The 16,402-nt window shown below is 62.1% G+C and carries 14 protein-coding genes; 11 read left to right on the forward strand and 3 right to left on the reverse strand.

Annotated features, from left to right (window positions below):
- The first annotated feature begins 1 nt into the window (after position 1).
- Both P3C29_RS07075 and P3C29_RS07080 read left to right on the forward strand, forming a co-directional pair.
- Complete coding sequence (locus P3C29_RS07075) at positions 2–1,612, forward strand: ABC transporter ATP-binding protein (RefSeq protein WP_275964183.1); 1,611 nt, start codon at positions 2–4, stop codon at positions 1,610–1,612.
- A 111-nt stretch (positions 1,613–1,723) separates the two neighbouring features.
- A complete protein-coding gene (locus tag P3C29_RS07080; RefSeq protein WP_275964184.1) occupies positions 1,724–3,688 on the forward strand; it encodes a DUF4329 domain-containing protein in 1,965 nt (654 codons plus the stop codon).
- Between the two features lie 8 nt (positions 3,689–3,696).
- Here P3C29_RS07080 and P3C29_RS07085 read toward each other — a convergent pair whose 3' ends face one another.
- Positions 3,697–4,542 (reverse strand): oxidoreductase, encoded by an 846-nt coding sequence (locus P3C29_RS07085; RefSeq protein WP_201124444.1) that lies wholly within the window; start codon positions 4,540–4,542, stop codon positions 3,697–3,699.
- A 110-nt stretch (positions 4,543–4,652) separates the two neighbouring features.
- Here P3C29_RS07085 and P3C29_RS07090 point away from each other — a divergent pair, with 110 nt between their 5' ends.
- From P3C29_RS07090 to P3C29_RS07110, 5 genes are all read left to right on the forward strand, one after another.
- Entirely contained in the window at positions 4,653–5,564 is a 912-nt protein-coding gene (locus tag P3C29_RS07090) for a LysR family transcriptional regulator (protein ID WP_169388757.1), read from the forward strand.
- A 95-nt stretch (positions 5,565–5,659) separates the two neighbouring features.
- A complete protein-coding gene (locus tag P3C29_RS07095) occupies positions 5,660–6,190 on the forward strand; it encodes a sigma-70 family RNA polymerase sigma factor (protein WP_275964185.1) in 531 nt (176 codons plus the stop codon).
- Positions 6,187–7,146, forward strand: coding sequence for a FecR domain-containing protein (locus P3C29_RS07100; RefSeq protein ID WP_275964186.1), 960 nt, complete (start codon positions 6,187–6,189; stop codon positions 7,144–7,146). Before P3C29_RS07095 ends, P3C29_RS07100 begins: the two co-directional genes overlap by 4 nt.
- A gap of 91 nt (positions 7,147–7,237) precedes the next feature.
- Complete coding sequence (locus tag P3C29_RS07105) at positions 7,238–9,712, forward strand: TonB-dependent receptor (RefSeq protein WP_275964187.1); 2,475 nt, start codon at positions 7,238–7,240, stop codon at positions 9,710–9,712.
- A gap of 76 nt (positions 9,713–9,788) precedes the next feature.
- A complete protein-coding gene (locus P3C29_RS07110) occupies positions 9,789–10,622 on the forward strand; it encodes an AraC family transcriptional regulator (protein ID WP_275964188.1) in 834 nt (277 codons plus the stop codon).
- A gap of 1 nt (position 10,623) precedes the next feature.
- Here the strand turns inward: P3C29_RS07110 and P3C29_RS07115 are convergent, their stop codons facing one another.
- Complete coding sequence (locus P3C29_RS07115) at positions 10,624–11,211, reverse strand: LysE family translocator (RefSeq protein ID WP_201124449.1); 588 nt, start codon at positions 11,209–11,211, stop codon at positions 10,624–10,626.
- Positions 11,212–11,383: 172 nt separating this feature from the next.
- Here P3C29_RS07115 and P3C29_RS07120 point away from each other — a divergent pair, with 172 nt between their 5' ends.
- From P3C29_RS07120 to P3C29_RS07130, 3 genes are all read left to right on the forward strand, one after another.
- Entirely contained in the window at positions 11,384–12,403 is a 1,020-nt protein-coding gene (locus tag P3C29_RS07120; RefSeq protein WP_275964189.1) for an NAD-dependent epimerase/dehydratase family protein, read from the forward strand.
- Between the two features lie 143 nt (positions 12,404–12,546).
- A complete protein-coding gene (locus tag P3C29_RS07125; RefSeq protein ID WP_275964190.1) occupies positions 12,547–13,389 on the forward strand; it encodes an alpha/beta hydrolase in 843 nt (280 codons plus the stop codon).
- Positions 13,390–13,435: 46 nt separating this feature from the next.
- On the forward strand, positions 13,436–14,041 hold the full coding sequence (locus tag P3C29_RS07130; protein ID WP_275964191.1) for a TetR/AcrR family transcriptional regulator: 606 nt from the start codon (positions 13,436–13,438) through the stop codon (positions 14,039–14,041).
- A gap of 3 nt (positions 14,042–14,044) precedes the next feature.
- Here the strand turns inward: P3C29_RS07130 and P3C29_RS07135 are convergent, their stop codons facing one another.
- Complete coding sequence (locus P3C29_RS07135) at positions 14,045–14,755, reverse strand: FadR/GntR family transcriptional regulator (protein ID WP_010171702.1); 711 nt, start codon at positions 14,753–14,755, stop codon at positions 14,045–14,047.
- Between the two features lie 289 nt (positions 14,756–15,044).
- Here P3C29_RS07135 and P3C29_RS07140 point away from each other — a divergent pair, with 289 nt between their 5' ends.
- Positions 15,045–16,394, forward strand: a complete 1,350-nt coding sequence (locus tag P3C29_RS07140; RefSeq protein ID WP_275964192.1) for an MFS transporter — start codon at positions 15,045–15,047, stop codon at positions 16,392–16,394.
- Positions 16,395–16,402: the final 8 nt, after the last annotated feature.

The following is a 16,402-nucleotide window of genomic DNA, read 5'->3' on the forward strand; positions in this document are numbered from 1 at the left end:
GATGAATCAGGACAATCTGATCGAAGTCCGCGACCTCTCTGTCGAGTTCGTCGTAGGCAACAGCCACCAGCGGGTGGTGAACAACGTCAGCTTCGATATCAAGCGCGGGGAAACCCTGGCACTGGTGGGCGAAAGCGGCTCGGGCAAGTCGGTGACGGCGCACTCGATCCTGCGCCTGCTGCCCTACCCGCTGGCACGCCACCCTTCGGGCACGATCCAGTACGCCAACCACGATTTGCTGACGCTCAAAGAAAAGACCCTGCGGCATATTCGCGGCAACCGCATTGCGATGATTTTCCAGGAGCCGATGACCTCGTTGAACCCGCTGCATTCCATCGAGAAGCAGATCAACGAAGTGCTCGGCCTGCACAAGGGGCTGACCGGCAAGGTCGCCACCCGCCGCACCCTGGAGTTGCTCGAACTGGTGGGCATCCCCGAACCCCACAAGCGCCTCAAGGCCCTGCCCCATGAGCTGTCCGGCGGCCAACGCCAGCGGGTGATGATTGCGATGGCCCTGGCGAATGAGCCGGAGTTGCTGATTGCGGACGAGCCGACCACGGCACTCGACGTCACGGTGCAGTTAAAGATCCTGGAGTTGCTCAAGGAACTGCAGGCGCGCCTGGGCATGGCCTTGCTGTTGATCAGCCACGACCTGAACCTGGTAAGGCGCATTGCCCACCGGGTATGTGTGATGCAAAAAGGCTGCATCGTCGAACAGGCCGAGTGCGAAACCCTGTTCCAGTCGCCCAAACATCCATACACCCAGGAACTGCTGGCGGCAGAACCCAGCGGTGGCCCTGCCACCAATGAAATCGGCCCGCCGTTGCTGGAAGTCGAGGACCTGAAAGTCTGGTTCCCGATCAAGAAAGGTTTCTTGCGCAGCACCGTCGACTACGTCAAGGCGGTGGACGGCATCAACTTCAGCCTGCCCCAGGGCCAGACGTTGGGCATCGTCGGTGAAAGCGGCTCGGGCAAATCCACTCTGGGCCTGGCGATTTTGCGGCTGATCGCGAGCAAAGGCGGCATTCGGTTCGAAGGCCATCAGATGGACAAACTGAGCCAGCAGCAGGTGCGCCCGCTGCGCCGGGAAATGCAGGTGGTGTTCCAGGATCCGTTCGGCAGCCTGAGCCCGCGCATGTGCGTGAGCGAGATCGTCGGCGAAGGCCTGCGCATCCACAAGATGGGCACTGCGGCCGAACAGGAAGCAGCGATCATCGCCGCGCTCAAGGAAGTCGGCCTGGACCCGGAAAGCCGGCATCGCTACCCCCATGAATTCTCTGGAGGTCAACGCCAGCGCATCGCCATCGCCCGGGCCCTGGTGCTCAAGCCCCGCCTGATCTTGCTGGATGAACCCACCTCGGCCCTCGACCGCACCGTACAACGCCAGGTGGTGGAGCTGCTGCGCAACCTGCAAACCAAGTACAACCTGACCTACCTGTTCATCAGCCACGACCTGGCGGTGGTCAAGGCCTTGAGTCACCAGTTGATGGTGGTCAAGCACGGGCAGGCGGTAGAGCAAGGGGATGCACCTGCGATCTTCGCCAACCCCCGGCATGCCTACACGCGGCAATTGCTGGAGGCGGCGTTTCTGGTGCCCGCCACCCCGCAGTAACCTCTTCGCACGTGCCCCGGGTGCTCTGGGGCGCGGCTACATAAGTACCGACTGCGTGGGGTTCACGCTGTTGATACTGCTCGACTTCATCTATCACACAGTGAAGTCACCATGCCCCCACCAGAACCCGTTTCACCTCCGACGTTTCGCCCAACCTACACGCCGGAATTCATCAGCGACGAGGACGTCGTCGCCTACGCCCATGCACTGATTGGCGAGCAGCGAGATCGAGAGTATGGCGGTTATATCTTCAAACGCGGCGAGCGGTTTATTGCCACAACGCCCTTGAGCGGTTCGACTTTCAGTTTCACACCTGCCGACGTTTATCCCAGGACCGCAGCCGGACACCCAACATGGCCCCGCCACTTGGACTTGGTGGGCATTTATCATTCCCACCCCAACGTCCTCACCGATCCGCTGGAAATCAACTCCTTTTCCACCGGCGACATTTATGCGGCTATCAAGCTCTACGAGCAGACACAGACACCGGGAGCAGCCTGTTATCTGTCGAATCCGGACGGTTCGCTACTCAAATTTACCCCCGCGGACTCCGACCTGACCCAGGCCCTGCTGCTGCGCGTCACCCCCAAGAAACCCAACGGCAAGATCAGCCCCCTGAGCGAGGAGCTGGCTGCCGGGACGGCCAGCCGGTTGAGCTTCGTTCAACAGGTGGCCGGCGCCGGACGCCTGCAAGTCATCCGTGCCAGCCAACTGTGGCGTTTTGTGGGCGACGTATCGCCCAAATGGCAACCGCTGCACGACGGCAACGACTTGATCAATGCCGAGCGCCTGGGCCCGTCTTTCCTCAAGCCGGTAGAAGCACTGAACTGGTTACTGCAACACCTGCCCCACTCAACCACCCATACACTCAGCGCGGGCCTGTTGCTGACCCACACCCATGAGAAACATGTGGTGCCCACCTACCCACTGGCAATCAATGACCCGGGCTTTGCCATCGAGAGCCTGTTGCCGGGCAATGATGTGGGAGTGGTGGAGTTGCCAACGGACTACACCATCAGCGGCGTCTACTTCGCACCGTTGCGCAACCGCTCCGACAGCAGCGTCCTGGCTCTGAACGGCAAGGGTCTGTTTGTCTCGCCCGAATTGATATTCGCCCTGTTGTCAAAACTGCTCCAGCACCCCGACCTGTCCGCCTACTTCTACACCCAGGAAGCGACACTTTTTCAATACACCTCCCTAGGCACCCCGGAAGAAAAACACCTTCTCGACGTCCTCATCCCGTTCGGCGGCAGCCGCTGCCAGGTGCATCGCGCCCTGGCCAATGGCACCCTGAGCCCCGAAGCGTTCATTCGGCAAGTGGCAGCGGCGGGCGAATTACGCGTACTGCACCCTCATGGCTCATGGACCCGCCACGGCCGGATCCCGGCCGACTGGGCACCTGCAACCCCCACCCTGATCAATGATCGCGCCCTCACGCCAGTCATGCGGCAACGCTTTATCGACGCCGACGACGCTGTGCACGCCATGACCCAAGAGCTTGAAGCCTACGATCTGGCCATCATCGGAATTGTTCTAGAGAACCCCCTACAGGACACCTACGTCACAAGCATCGGACTGTACGGGAGCACGCTTGACTACCGCTACATCGGGCCCTTTTCCCCGCAGGCCTCTCGACGCCCGGCCCTGCCCCAAGGCTATGTGCCGCGAGGGATTTACTTCCGTCCCCGGCACTCAGATCTCACTCCAACGCCGGAGCCCTATCCGAACGCCGGCACTTTTTTCCACCCGCAGGCCTTTGAGTTTTTCTTCCAGCTCAGGGCCTATGGCCTGGGTATAAGCGAGGCCTACTGGGCGAGCACCGAGGGCGGCTTGATCAAGTACACCTCACGCAACTCCATTGAAGAGTTTGTATTTGGCGGCATGATGGTCCCCGCATCGCCTGACAGTGCCAGTCAGATACAGAACGACCTGAATGCAGGGGACCTTTCCCTGGAAATTTTCATTTCCACCTGGGCGCAAGCCGGAGAGCTCACCGTACTGCGCACCGATTCGTATTGGCCGCAGCGCGGCGTGTATGTTCCCACCGCGCCCGGTTGGTTCGAAACTCAGGACTGATTCAGCCCTCAAAAGTCCGTAGAGGCCGACAGCCCCCGCCAGGTACTCAGCTCCTGCTGGACATAGGCCAGCTTGGCCTCGGTCACCCGCAAGGTATCAGTGCCCAATGCCAGGCGCAGCGGTGGCTGTTCAGCCTCCACCAGCTTGAGCATGGCCACCGCCAGCTTGTCCGGGTCGCCGGGCTGCTGCTGGTTGTAGGCCTTGGCCAGTTTGCGCACCTCGCCCGAGGTGGCGGCGTAGTCCTCGATGCTCGCCGGCGACTCCACCAGGGAGTTGCTGTCGAGAAAGTCCGTGCGGAAATACCCCGGCTCAACCACGGTGACCTTAATGCCCAGCGGCGCGAGTTCGCCATGCAATGCTTCGCTCAAGCCTTCGACGGCAAACTTGGTGGAGCAATAAACCCCATAGCCCGGCGCCGACTGGAAGCCGCCCACCGACGAAATATTGATCACATGCCCGCTGCGCGCCTTGCGCATAAAGGGCAACACGCCGCGTGTGACGTTAAGCAGGCCGAACACGTTGGTTTCATACAGCCGACGAATCTCATCGGCAGACGCTTCCTCCACCGCGCCCAACAAGCCGAAACCGGCGTTATTGACCAGCACATCGATACGCCCGAAGTGTTCGACAGCGGCGCGGGCCACGTCAGCGGCCTGGGATTCGTGGGTTACATCCAGTTGCACCGCCAGCAGGCCGGGTTGCTCGCCAAATCGCTCAATCACCGCTTGAGCATTACGGGCGGTCGCCACTACCGCGTCGCCATGGGCCAGCGCTGCCGCGACGATTTTTGCACCGATGCCCCGGGAAGCCCCGGTCACCAGCCAAACACGCTTGAAGGAATGTGCCGTTGTCATGATCCGTACCTGATGGAGTGAAAGTGAAGCCAAGGTACGCCGCCGCATTAGCCTGAAAAACCCTCTCGTGCTACAAGCACTATGAAACTGAACTTCATAATGGAAATCCGATGAACCTTGATCCGTTCAATGGCTTGACCGAATTTCTCGCCGTCGCCGAATTGAAGAACTTCACCCAGGCCGCCGCACGCCTTGGGGTAACACCCACGGCCGTCAGCCATGCGGTCAAAACCCTGGAGAAACGCACGGGCGTGGTGTTGTTTCAGCGCACCACGCGGCGGGTGGCGCTGACCGAGGCCGGGATGACGCTTTACAGCCGCTTGCGCCCCGCCGCCGGGGAAATCGACGAAGCCCTGGCGGCCCTCAGCGGCTACCGCGACCGGCCCATGGGCACCCTGCGCCTGACGGTGCCGCGCCTGTCGGGCAAGCTGTTGATCGAGCCGTTGATCCCACGCTTTCGTGAGGCGTTTCCGGATGTGGTGCTGGATATTTCCCTGGACGACGCCACCGTGGACCTGGTGACCGAGGGCTTCGATGCCGGGATTCGACTGGGGGAATCCATCGACAAGGACATGGTTGCCGTGCGCCTCACACCGGATCTGAACTGGTCGGTGGTGGGCGCTCCCGACTACTTCGCCAAGGCCGGTAAACCGGCGACGCCCGAGGAGCTGACGGCCCATCAAACCATCGGCTATCGCTTCCTGACCGCCGGTACTGCGCACCGCTGGGAATTCGAGCGGGCGGGCCGGGAGTTCACCGTCGGCGTTCAAGGCGGGCTGATCGTCAATGATCGCAACCTGATGATCGCCGCCGCCCGCGCCGGCCAGGGCCTGGCTTATGTGAGTGACTTTGAGGTGATGGACGACCTGGCCGCAGGCACGCTGGTGCAAGTGCTGCAATCCTTTGTGCCACCCAGCAGCGGGCTGTACCTGTATTTTCCCGCCCGAACCCAGAGCCAGCCGAAACTGCGGGCCTTTATCGACCTGGCGACCGCCTGGGTCGCCGAGCAGCGCATCGGCTAAGCCCGTGCAAAAGCAAACCAATATCATTTGCGCCGTGCCCGGCCCTTTGGTTTAATCGCGACCAATTCTTATTTACCCCAAGGCTTTTGCGCCAGATGGATACTGTGTCGACCTCGCCCTCCTCGTTCAGCGACCTCTATGGCAATCACCATTCCTGGCTGCTGGGGCTGCTGCGCAGGCGCCTGAGCAATCGCTGGGATGCGGCGGACCTGGCCCACGACACCTTTATCCGGGTGCTCAAGCGCCCGCCCGCCGAGGCCGATGAGACCCGGGAGCGCTCCTACCTGGCCACCATCGCCCGGGGCCTGTGCATCGATCACTGGCGCCGTCGCCAACTGGAACACGCGTGGCTGCAAAGCCTCGCGGATCGGCCGGTGGCGTTGCAGCCGTCGCCGGAGCAACGGGCAATCATTGTCGAAACCTTGTACGAAGTGGACGCCATGCTCGCGCGCCTGCCCCACAAGGTCCGTGAAGCGTTCCTGCTCGCGCAGTTACAGGGCCTGCCCTACAAGCAGATCGGCATTCAGCTCGGAGTGGGCGAACGCATGGTGAAAAAGTACATGGCCCAGGCACTGCTGCATTGCGCAGTGCTGGAAGCGGAACTGGACGGGATGCTGGTGGAATGAACGGCCCCGGTAAACTCAGCCACGCCAGCCTGGAACAGGCGGCCCAGTGGTACGTGCGCCTGCAGGATCAGCCAGACGCGACCCAGCACTGGCAGGCATGGCTTGGACAAAGTCCCGAGCACCAGGCCGCCTGGGGTTATGTAGAGCGGGTCAGCCAACGCTTTGCGCCGCTGGCCGAGCAAGCCCATGGCGCCGGCCGCGCCCTGCGCAGTTCCCGGCGGCAAACCCTCAAGACGCTTCTGGTGCTGTGCGCCGGCTCGACACTGGCCTGGGGCGCCTGGCGCAACACCACCCTGCCCCGGCGGGTGGGCGGCTGGCGTGCCGATTACGCCACCGCCGACGGCGAAACCCGCGAGGCCGTGCTGGAGGACGGCAGCCGCCTGTGGCTGAACGCGTTGAGCGCCCTGGATGTGCGTTTCGACAGCGTGCAGCGCTTGTTGCACCTGCGCTTCGGTGAAGTACTGATCGAGACCGCCAGCGACCCAGGCCGTCCGTTCCTGGTGGAGACCGAACAGGGCCGCCTGCGGGCGCTGGGCACCCGGTTCAGCGTGTTGCAGGACGGCGACAACACGCTGCTCAATGTGTTTGAAGGCCGGGTCGAAGTGCGCACCGCCGCGAGCCATCAGGTGCAAATCACCGAGGCCGGGCAGCAAGTGTCCTTCACCCGTGACGGGTTCACTGGCCGCTTACCGGCATCCGCCACCCGCGAAGCCTGGAGCCGTGGCGTGTTGTTGGCGGACAACCTCCCGCTTGGCCAACTGATCGCCGAACTCAACCGCTATCGCCCGGGCCACCTGGGGTGCGATCCGGCCGTGGCCCACTTGCCCGTGATGGGCGCGTTCCCGCTCAAGGACAGCGATCACGCCCTGCGCCTGCTACAGGCCGCCCTACCGATTCGGGTCGACACGCTCCTGCCGTGGTGGGCCACGGTCAGGCCCAAAAACCCGACCGCATAAAAAACTTTCAGCCGTCAGTTCCCTTTTCCACAACTCGTTCGGTTAACCCAGCAGATGCTTTCAATCAGCCGATCGATTTGATCCAAAGGGAATGTTCATGTCGCAACCCGTTCGCTTTGCCTTGCGCCCCCTGGCGCTGGCCGTTACCACCACCTTTGTGTGCCTGGGCGCGCTCAACGTGCAGGCCGCCGAGGCTCCATCCACCCAGGAAGCCGCACGCAACTACAGCATTGCGGCGGGCTCTTTGGTCAACGTGCTGAACAGCTTTGCCGAGCAATCCGGGATATTCATCGTCGGCCACAACAGCCTGGCAGCCGGCAAGACCAGCCCGGGCCTGAATGGCAGCTACACCCCGGCCAGCGGTTTGCAGCGCCTGTTACAGGGCAGCGGCCTGCAAGCCCTGTCCCAGGGCAACAACGGATACGTGCTGGAATCGATTCCGGCCAACACCGGCGCCCTGGAGCTGGGCGCCACCACCATCTCCGGCGAAGGCCTGGGCGCCACCACCGAAGACACCCACTCCTACACCACCGGCGCCATGGCCTCGGCCACCGGCCTGGCCCTGTCGATGCGCGAGACGCCGCAATCGGTGACGGTCATCACCCGCCAGCAAATGGACGACCAGGGCTCCACCAGCATCGCCGACACCCTGCGTCGCGCGCCCGGTGTGAGCGTGCAGAACTACGACAGCGAACGCTGGGAATTTTCCAGCCGTGGCCTGCCGATCACCAACTTCCAGTACGACGGCGTCAACTCCACCTACGACGGCGTGTATGACTATGGCACCACCAGCACCGACATGGCGGTGTATGACCGCCTGGAAATCATCAAGGGGTCGGCGGGCCTGATGTCCGGCTCCGGCGACCCTTCGGCCACGGTCAACCTGATTCGCAAAAAGCCCACCCGGGAATTCAAGGCTTCGGTCACCCAAACGTTCGGCTCGTGGGACAACTACCGCACCGAAGGCGATATTTCCGGGCCGCTGACCGATTCCGGCAACGTGCGCGGGCGCTTTGTCGGGGTGTACCAGGATCGCCAGTCGTACCAGGATCACTACCAGAACACCAAGGACATCGCCTACGGCATCCTCGAAGCCGACTTGACGCCCGACACCCTGCTGACCTTCGGCATCGACCAGCAAGACACCCGCTCCCGTGGCGCCAGCTGGACTGGCTTCCCGATGTATTTCAGCAACGGTTCGCGCACCGATTTCTCGCGTTCCTTCAACCCGGCCGCCGACTGGAGCCGCCGCGACTTCCAGAACCAGACCCTGTTTGCCTCGGTGCAACACAAGCTGGCGAACGACTGGTCGCTGAAAGTCAGCCTGGACCGCAAGCGCAGCCAGCACGACACCCTGCTCGCCTCCGCCAGCGGCGGCAACCCGGACCAGGCCACCGGCGACGGTATGTTCATGTTCATGGGCAAGTACAAGGGTGACCAGCTGCAAAACACCCTGGACATCAACCTCAACGGCCCCTTCAGCCTGTTCGGTCGGGAGCACGAGTTGATCATGGGCTTCATGGCCAGCCGGGCCAAACAGGACGTGCCGGTATACGGCTCAGTCTACCCGCCGGTGGGCGGCAGCATTTATGACTGGCGCGGCGAATACCCGAAACCCGACATCCCCCGCAGCGGCCAGAACGACATCGTGCAGCGCCAGACCGGCGCGTACCTGGCCACACGCTTGAAACCCACCGACGACCTGTCTGTGATTCTCGGCACCCGTGTGAGCAATTTCAGCGGCACCGACAACACCGACTTCTATGACCCGACCAAGGCCGACAACCGCCTCACCTACCGCCAGACCGGCATCGTCACGCCCTATGCCGGCATCGTCTACGACCTCAATGACATCTGGTCGGTCTACACCAGCTACACCAAGATCTACAAGCCGCAAAACAGCAAGGACGCCGACCGCAAGTTGCTTGATCCGATTGAAGGCGACACCTATGAAGCCGGGCTCAAGGCGGCGTTTTTCGACGGCCGCCTGAACGCCAGCTTTGCCGCGTTCCGCATCGAACAGGACAACGTTGCGCAGTACGTCTCCGGGTTTGAAACCGACTCGGTGTATCGCCCGATTGCCGGCGCCACCACCAAGGGCTTTGAAGTCGAACTGGCCGGTGAAGTGCTGGACGGCTGGAACGTCTCGGCGGGCTATACCTATCAGCACACCCGTGACGCCAACGGTGACTATGTCTACGGTTCTGTGCTGCAAACCACCACGCCCCAGCAAGTGGTGCGGCTGTTCAATACCTATCGCCTGCCCGGCGCACTGGAGAACCTCACCGTGGGCGGCGGCGTGAACTGGCAGAGCGAGTTCTTCGGCAACGTGTTCCAGCCGGATCCCAATGACTCCGTGAATTTCGGCCACAACTCACGCATTACCCAGGACAGCTACTTCCTGGTGGACCTCATGGCGCGCTACCGCTTCAACGAGCACCTGAGCACCACGTTGAACGTGAAAAACCTGTTCGACAAAAAGTACTACACCGGCCTTGGCAACTTCGGCACCGGTTTTTACGGCGAGCCGCGCAGCCTGCAATTGGCGACCCGCTGGGATTTCTGACCTGACGGCCATGGCGGCTGCGCCCATGGCTGTGTAATGATCTGCGCTCGATCTTGCTCGGGATGGAGCTGCAGACATGTCGCTGAACGCCATTGACCCACTGTCACGGGCACCACGCTTCTGGCGCGATGAGGCCCTGCCTTTTATCGAGGCCCGGACCATCTCCGATGGGCGCAAGGTCTGCTACACCCGGCATTCCCATGAACACTTTTCCATCGGCGCAATCACCGCTGGCAGAAGCCTGTACATCAATGGCCAGTCCACCTTCCAGATCAGCGCCGGCACCGTGGTGCTGATGAACCCTGGCGATGTCCACGCCTGCAACCCCCTCTACGATCAGCCCTGGTCGTATCACATGCTGTACATCGACACGGCCTGGCTGACGGACCTGCAGCACCAGCTCGGTTTCAGCAGCGACGAAGGCTTTCGCGCCTTTACCGCCACTCATACCCGTGACGTCGTGCTATATGACGGCTTGATCGAACTGTATGAAGTCCTGGTCGACGAGCAGGCCGAACACCTGCACAAGCAGAGCGCCGTGGTGAGTTTTTTTACCGAGGTCCAGCAACGCCTCAACCCGTCGACAACGCCGGTGCGTGAGGTGAATCACAAACTGGAACGGGCTGCCGAGTACATTCGCGAACACTGCACCGAGGCCCTGAAGCTGGAAGACATTTGCCAGGCCGCCGAACTGTCGCCGTCGTACCTGATCCGCGCGTTCAAGCAGTATTACGGCATGACGCCCCACGCGTTCCTGGTCAATCGGCGCATTCAGTTTGCCCGCATCCAGTTGCGCAATGGCGAGCTGATCGCCGACGTGGCACTGGCCGCCGGGTTTGCGGACCAGGCGCATTTCCAGCGCACGTTCAAACAGCACCTGGCGGCGACACCGGGGCAATACCGCGGCTGACTCAGGCCAGTAGCAGATACCCCACGCTGGCCACCAGCAAGGCGGCCATCGAGCGATTGAACAGGCGCATGCCCTGGGGGTTGCTCAGGTAGCGTCGCAGGAAGGTCCCGGCGTAAGCCCAGCACGCCACCGACAGGTAGCAAATCACCAGATAGATCGTCGCAAACAGCCAGACCTGTTGCGCATCGCCATCGGCCACGAACAAGCCCATCCCCGCCACACACGCCAGCCAGGCCTTGGGATTGAGCCACTGCATGATCGCCCCATAAAGCATCGACGGTGCCGTGGCTGTGCCGTCGGCCTCCAGGCGCCCATTGTCGACCGCCAGTTTCCAGGCCATGTACAACAGGAACGCCACCCCGCCCCATTGAATCACTTGGGTCAGCAGCGGCCAGCGCACCAGCACCTCATGCAACCCAAGGCCGATCAGCACCAGCAACAAGGTGAACCCCAGCGCCGCCCCGGCCACATGCTTTTGGCTGGCGGCGAACCCGAAGCGTGCGCCTGAACTGATGGCTACCACATTCACCGGTCCCGGCGTGATGGACGTGGCCAGGGCGAAGGCGGCCATGGAAATGATCAAGCTCATTGCGGTTCCTTTTTCTTGTGATGGGTGACGACGGCACTACGGTAAAGCGCGATCCGGCTGGGGTATTGAAGAAAATAACCCTGCCCGCACCATTTTGTATACAGCTGTAGACTTAATCCCTTTTCAGTCCTAGAGTGGGTCCGACACCCCTTCCCACACGCTGGAGAAACACATGGCAGAAACCGTCCTGGTCACCGGTGGCACCGGCTACATCGCCGGCTGGTGCATCGCGGGCCTGTTGCAACAGGGTTATCACGTACGCGCCAGCGTGCGCAGCCTGTCCAGGGAACCGGCGTTGCGCGCGGCCTTGAGCCGCCTTGCCGTGGACCCCACTCACCTGAGCTGCTTCGCCGCCGACCTGACCCGTGACGACGGCTGGGACGACGCCCTGCGCGGTTGCGACTACGTGCTGCACGTGGCCTCTCCCCTGGGCCTGGACGCGCGGCAAACCATTGACGAGATGATCACCCCGGCCCGCGACGGCACCCTGCGTATCCTGCGGGCCGCCACACGGGCTGGCGTGCGTCGGGTGGTGATGACCAGCGCCGCCACGGTTGCCACCCCGCCGCTGCAAGGCCCCGACAGCCTGAGCGACGAGTCCGTATGGTTTGACCCCGCCGAAACCAACGTCACCCCTTACCGGCAAGCCAAGCGCCAAGCCGAACGGGCTGCCTGGGACTTCATCGCCGAGCAGTCCGGCAGCACCACACTGACCACGATTTTGCCGGGCGCGGTGTTCGGGCCGATCATGGGCGCCGACAACCTCGGCTCAGTCCAGGTCATTGCCCGCCTGCTGCAGGGTCGGGCCAAGGGCAACCCGCGCCTGGGGTTCGAGGTGGTGGACGTTCGCGACCTGGCCGAACTGCACATCCGCGCCATGACCCTGCCGGAGGCGGCTTCACAGCGGTTTCTGGCAGTGGGTGAATTCCTGTGGATGGCGCAGCTATCCAGCTTGCTGCGCACCGAATTGGGCGCGGCGGCGAGCAAGGTACCCACCCGCGATATTCCGGATTGGCTGTTGCGCGTGCTGGCACGCTTTGACCCGCTGCTGCGCGGCCTCACCCCGAACCTGGGGCGGGCCCATCGCCATAGCGCCGAAAAAGCCCGGCACCTGTTCGGCTGGCAAACCCGCCCCGCCCGTACAACCGTGATCGACTGCGCCCGCAGCCTGATCCACTACAAGGCGCTATAGACGTTTTTATTCCATTGATATAACTGCATTTTTTTCTTTGAGCGCAGCATTTTCGATAGACAAAAATGCGTTTGGGCCGGGGCTGGCCGGTGCTAGAGTCCAGCGCTTACCCACCTGATGGATCACTGCAAAAAGGAATCGCCATGTCACGTCGCTTATTGGCAGCTGCCTGCCTGTTGCTGTCTTTCTCTGCGGCCCAGGCCGCCGAACGCTGGGAAACCCTGCCACCCACGCCGGCACCGATTGCCGGCGCCAAGACCGGCTATGCAGCGGTCAACGGCATCAAGGTCTACTACACCAAAACCGGCCACGGCTCGCCGGTGATCCTGCTGCATGGCGGCTTGTCCAATTCCGACTACTGGGGCAACCAGGTGAAAGCGCTGGCGGCCAAGCACACGGTGATCAGCCTCGACAGCCGTGGCCACGGGCGCAGTTCGCGGGACGAGAAGCCCTACGGTTACGACCTGATGGCCGACGATGTGGTCGCCGTGCTCGATACCCTGAAAATCCCCCGCGCCGATATCGTCGGCTGGAGCGATGGCGCGATCATCGGCATCGACCTCGCGCTGCGTCATCCCGACCGTATCAACAAGGTATTTGCCTTTGCCGCCAACACCCAGACCGCCGGGGTCAAGGATGGCGTTGAGAAGAACCCGACCTTCGCCGCCTTCATCGAACGGGCCGGCAAGGAGTACGGCAAGCTGTCGCCGACGCCGAAAGAGTACGACGCGTTTGTCGAGCAGATCAGCCACATGTGGGCCAGCCAACCGAACTGGACCGACGCGCAACTGGCGTCCATCAAGACGCCGATCCTGATTGTCGACGGTGACCATGATGAGGCGATCAAGCGTGAGCACACCGAATACATGGCCGCGACGATTCCGGGCGCAGGCCTGCTGATTCTGCCGAACACCAGCCACTTTGCGTTCCTGCAAGACCCGACGTTGTTCAATGCGGCACTGCTGGACTTCCTCGACAGCAAATAGACGCTGTACCCTGTGGGGGTTCGCCCCCACACCTCCCAGGATCCCGATGCCGACGCCCACCCCCGAGACGCCCCGACGCCGCAACGCAGCCGCTACCCGCGAAGCCATTTTATTGTCGGCGCGCAAGGCGTTTGCCGAATCCGGATACGACGGTGCCGGCGTGCGGGAAATCGCGGCCGGCGCGGGCGTGACCGCGATGCTGGTCAACCGTTATTTCGGCGCCAAGGAACAGCTGTTTGCCGAAGTGATCGCCGACACCATGGCCAGCCCGATCATCCTCACCGAGCATAACCTGGCCTCGGAAAACCTCGGCCGCACCCTCGCCAGCGCCCTGGTGAGCATCACTGAAAGCGGCAGTACGCCGCTGGAAGGCTTCCTGATCATGCTGCACTCGGCGTCGAGCAAGCGGGCAGCGGTGATCGGTCGGGAACAAGTAGAAAAAGGCCATCAAGCAACCATGGCCGCCGCACTCAAGGGCCAGCACCACGAAGAGCGCGCCGCCCTGGTGATGGCGCTGGTCTCGGGCTTTCAGGTGATGCGCCAGATGCTCGGGCTGTCGGCACTGGCCAATGCAGATCCGGAGGTTCTGATCAATCTGCTGACGCCGTTGTTCCAGCAATTGGTGGATGGCGAACCGGGCGAACAAGCCTGACCTTCACTCCCCGGTCATGCGCTCCAGGCTGTTGCTCAGGTGCAGCAGCATGGCGGCTCTTGCGGCGTCCGGGTCCTGGCGGCGGATGGCTTTCAGGATCGCTTCGTGCTCAAGGTTCGCCATACGCCCCAACGCCATCAAGTCCACATCCCCGCGCTCTTCGGCATTGATCCGGGTGCGCGGGATCACCGAGTTGCCCAGGTGATAAATCACGTCGGTGAAATAGGTATTGCCGGTGGCCTGGGCGATCAGTCGATGGAACCGCACATCCGGCTCAACGGCACTGTCGTTGTTCGCCAGTGAATCCTGGTAATCATCCAGCGCCTGGCGCATCTGCTGCAGTTGTTCGTCGGTACGGCGCAAGGCTGCCAGGGCGGCCGCCTGGGTTTCCAGGCCCATGCGCAACTCAAGAATGCCGCGCACGCTGGCGGCGGTGTCGTGGGTCAAGTGCAGGCCCTGGCGTTCGTCGCGCTCCAGCACAAAGGTGCCGACACCGTGACGGGTTTCCACCAGCCCGGCCGCCTGCAATTTGGAGAGCGCTTCACGTACCACCGTGCGACTGACGCCGTACTCGCCGACGATGGCGGACTCGGACGGCAGCTTCTCACCCGGTGCCATCTGCCCCAAAAGAATCTGCTGGGTCAGCGCGGTGACGATGTCGTGGGCAAGGCCCGGGGAGCGCTTGCGATGAGGTGCCGAGGTTGGTGTTTGCATCAGGAATTCCGTTCAGGGGCGCCTGGCAATACTAGCATTTTTATACGCAGCTACTTGTATGACAACAAACAAATACCTGTAGGAGCGAGCTGGCTCGCGAAAAAACCCACCACACCGTTATCCTTCAATATAACCGAGTAATCGTTGACGTTTATTGCGTGCAAGCTTGCACCTACAAAGTGTTGCCATCTCTGAAATTGCAGTTGTATGATGTCTATCAAGTTGTCAGACAACTCCGGCAACCCGAGCCTATCCCCCGCACAACAATAATCAGTGGGAGTTTTACCTCGTGACCCCTTCAAGCCCTGCGACAGCTGCGCCTGCCACCGACCCGGTCCTGGCCCGCGCGATCAAGAAAGTGAAGAGCCATGTGCTCCCGCTCTTCGTGATCATGTTCATCGTCAACTACATCGACCGCGTCAACATCGGCTTTGTGCGTGCCCATATGGAGCACGACCTGGGCATTGGTGCAGCCGCCTACGGCTTCGGCGCCGGGTTGTTTTTCATCGGCTACGCGCTGTTCGAAGTCCCCTCCAACATGCTCCTGCAAAAAGTCGGCGCGCGTATCTGGCTGACCCGCATCATGTTCACCTGGGGCGTCACCGCCACGCTGATGGCGTTTATCCAGAACGAAACCCACTTCTACATCCTGCGCTTCCTGCTGGGCGTGGCCGAAGCCGGCTTCTTCCCCGGGGTGATTTACTACTTCACCCGCTGGTTGCCCGGCGTCGAACGCGGCAAGGCGATTGCGATTTTCCTCAGTGGCTCGGCCCTCGCCTCGCTGATCTCCGGCCCCTTGTCTGGCGTGCTGCTGCAAATCACCGGCCTGGGCCTGCACGGCTGGCAATGGATGTACATCATCGAAGGCATGGCCTCGGTGCTGCTGTGCTTTTTCGTGTGGTTCTGGCTCGACTCCAAGCCCCATGACGCCAAGTGGCTGAGCCTTGAAGAGAAGGATGCGCTAGTGGGCGAAATCGACCGCGAACAACGTGAGCGTGACGCCGCCACCACGGTCAAGCCAACCCTGGGCAAACTGCTCAAGGACCGCCAGATCATGCTGTTCTGCGCCCTGTACTTCTGCATCCAGCTGACGATCTACGCCGCCACGTTCTGGCTGCCGAGCATCATCAAGAAGATGGGCGACCTGAGCGACATCCAGGTGGGTTTCTACAACTCGATCCCGTGGCTGATTTCGATCATCGCGATGTACGCCTTCGCCGCGCTGGCGGGCAAGTTCAAGTTCCAGCAGGCGTGGGTCGCTGCAGCACTGTTGATCGCTGCGATCGGCATGTTCCTCTCCACCACCGGCGGGCCGATCTTTGCGTTTATCGCGATCTGCTTCGCGGCGATCGGCTTCAAGTCGGCGTCTTCACTGTTCTGGCCGATTCCCCAGGGTTACCTCGATGCGCGAATCGCTGCAGCGGTGATCGCGCTGATCAACTCCATCGGCAACCTCGGCGGGTTTGTCGCGCCTACCACCTTTGGTTTCCTGGAACAGACCACCGGTTCGATCCAGGGCGGTTTGTATGGCCTGGCGGGCACATCGATCCTCGCGGCGATCCTGGTGTTTTTCGCCAAAACCCTGCCCCGCCCGACCACCAGCAGCGTGCTGCAACCCGCCCCCGTCTTGAGCAAATAAGGAATACC

This window comes from Pseudomonas sp. 1912-s (genome assembly GCF_029269205.1).
In the GTDB taxonomy this organism is placed as follows: Bacteria; Pseudomonadota; Gammaproteobacteria; order Pseudomonadales; family Pseudomonadaceae; genus Aquipseudomonas.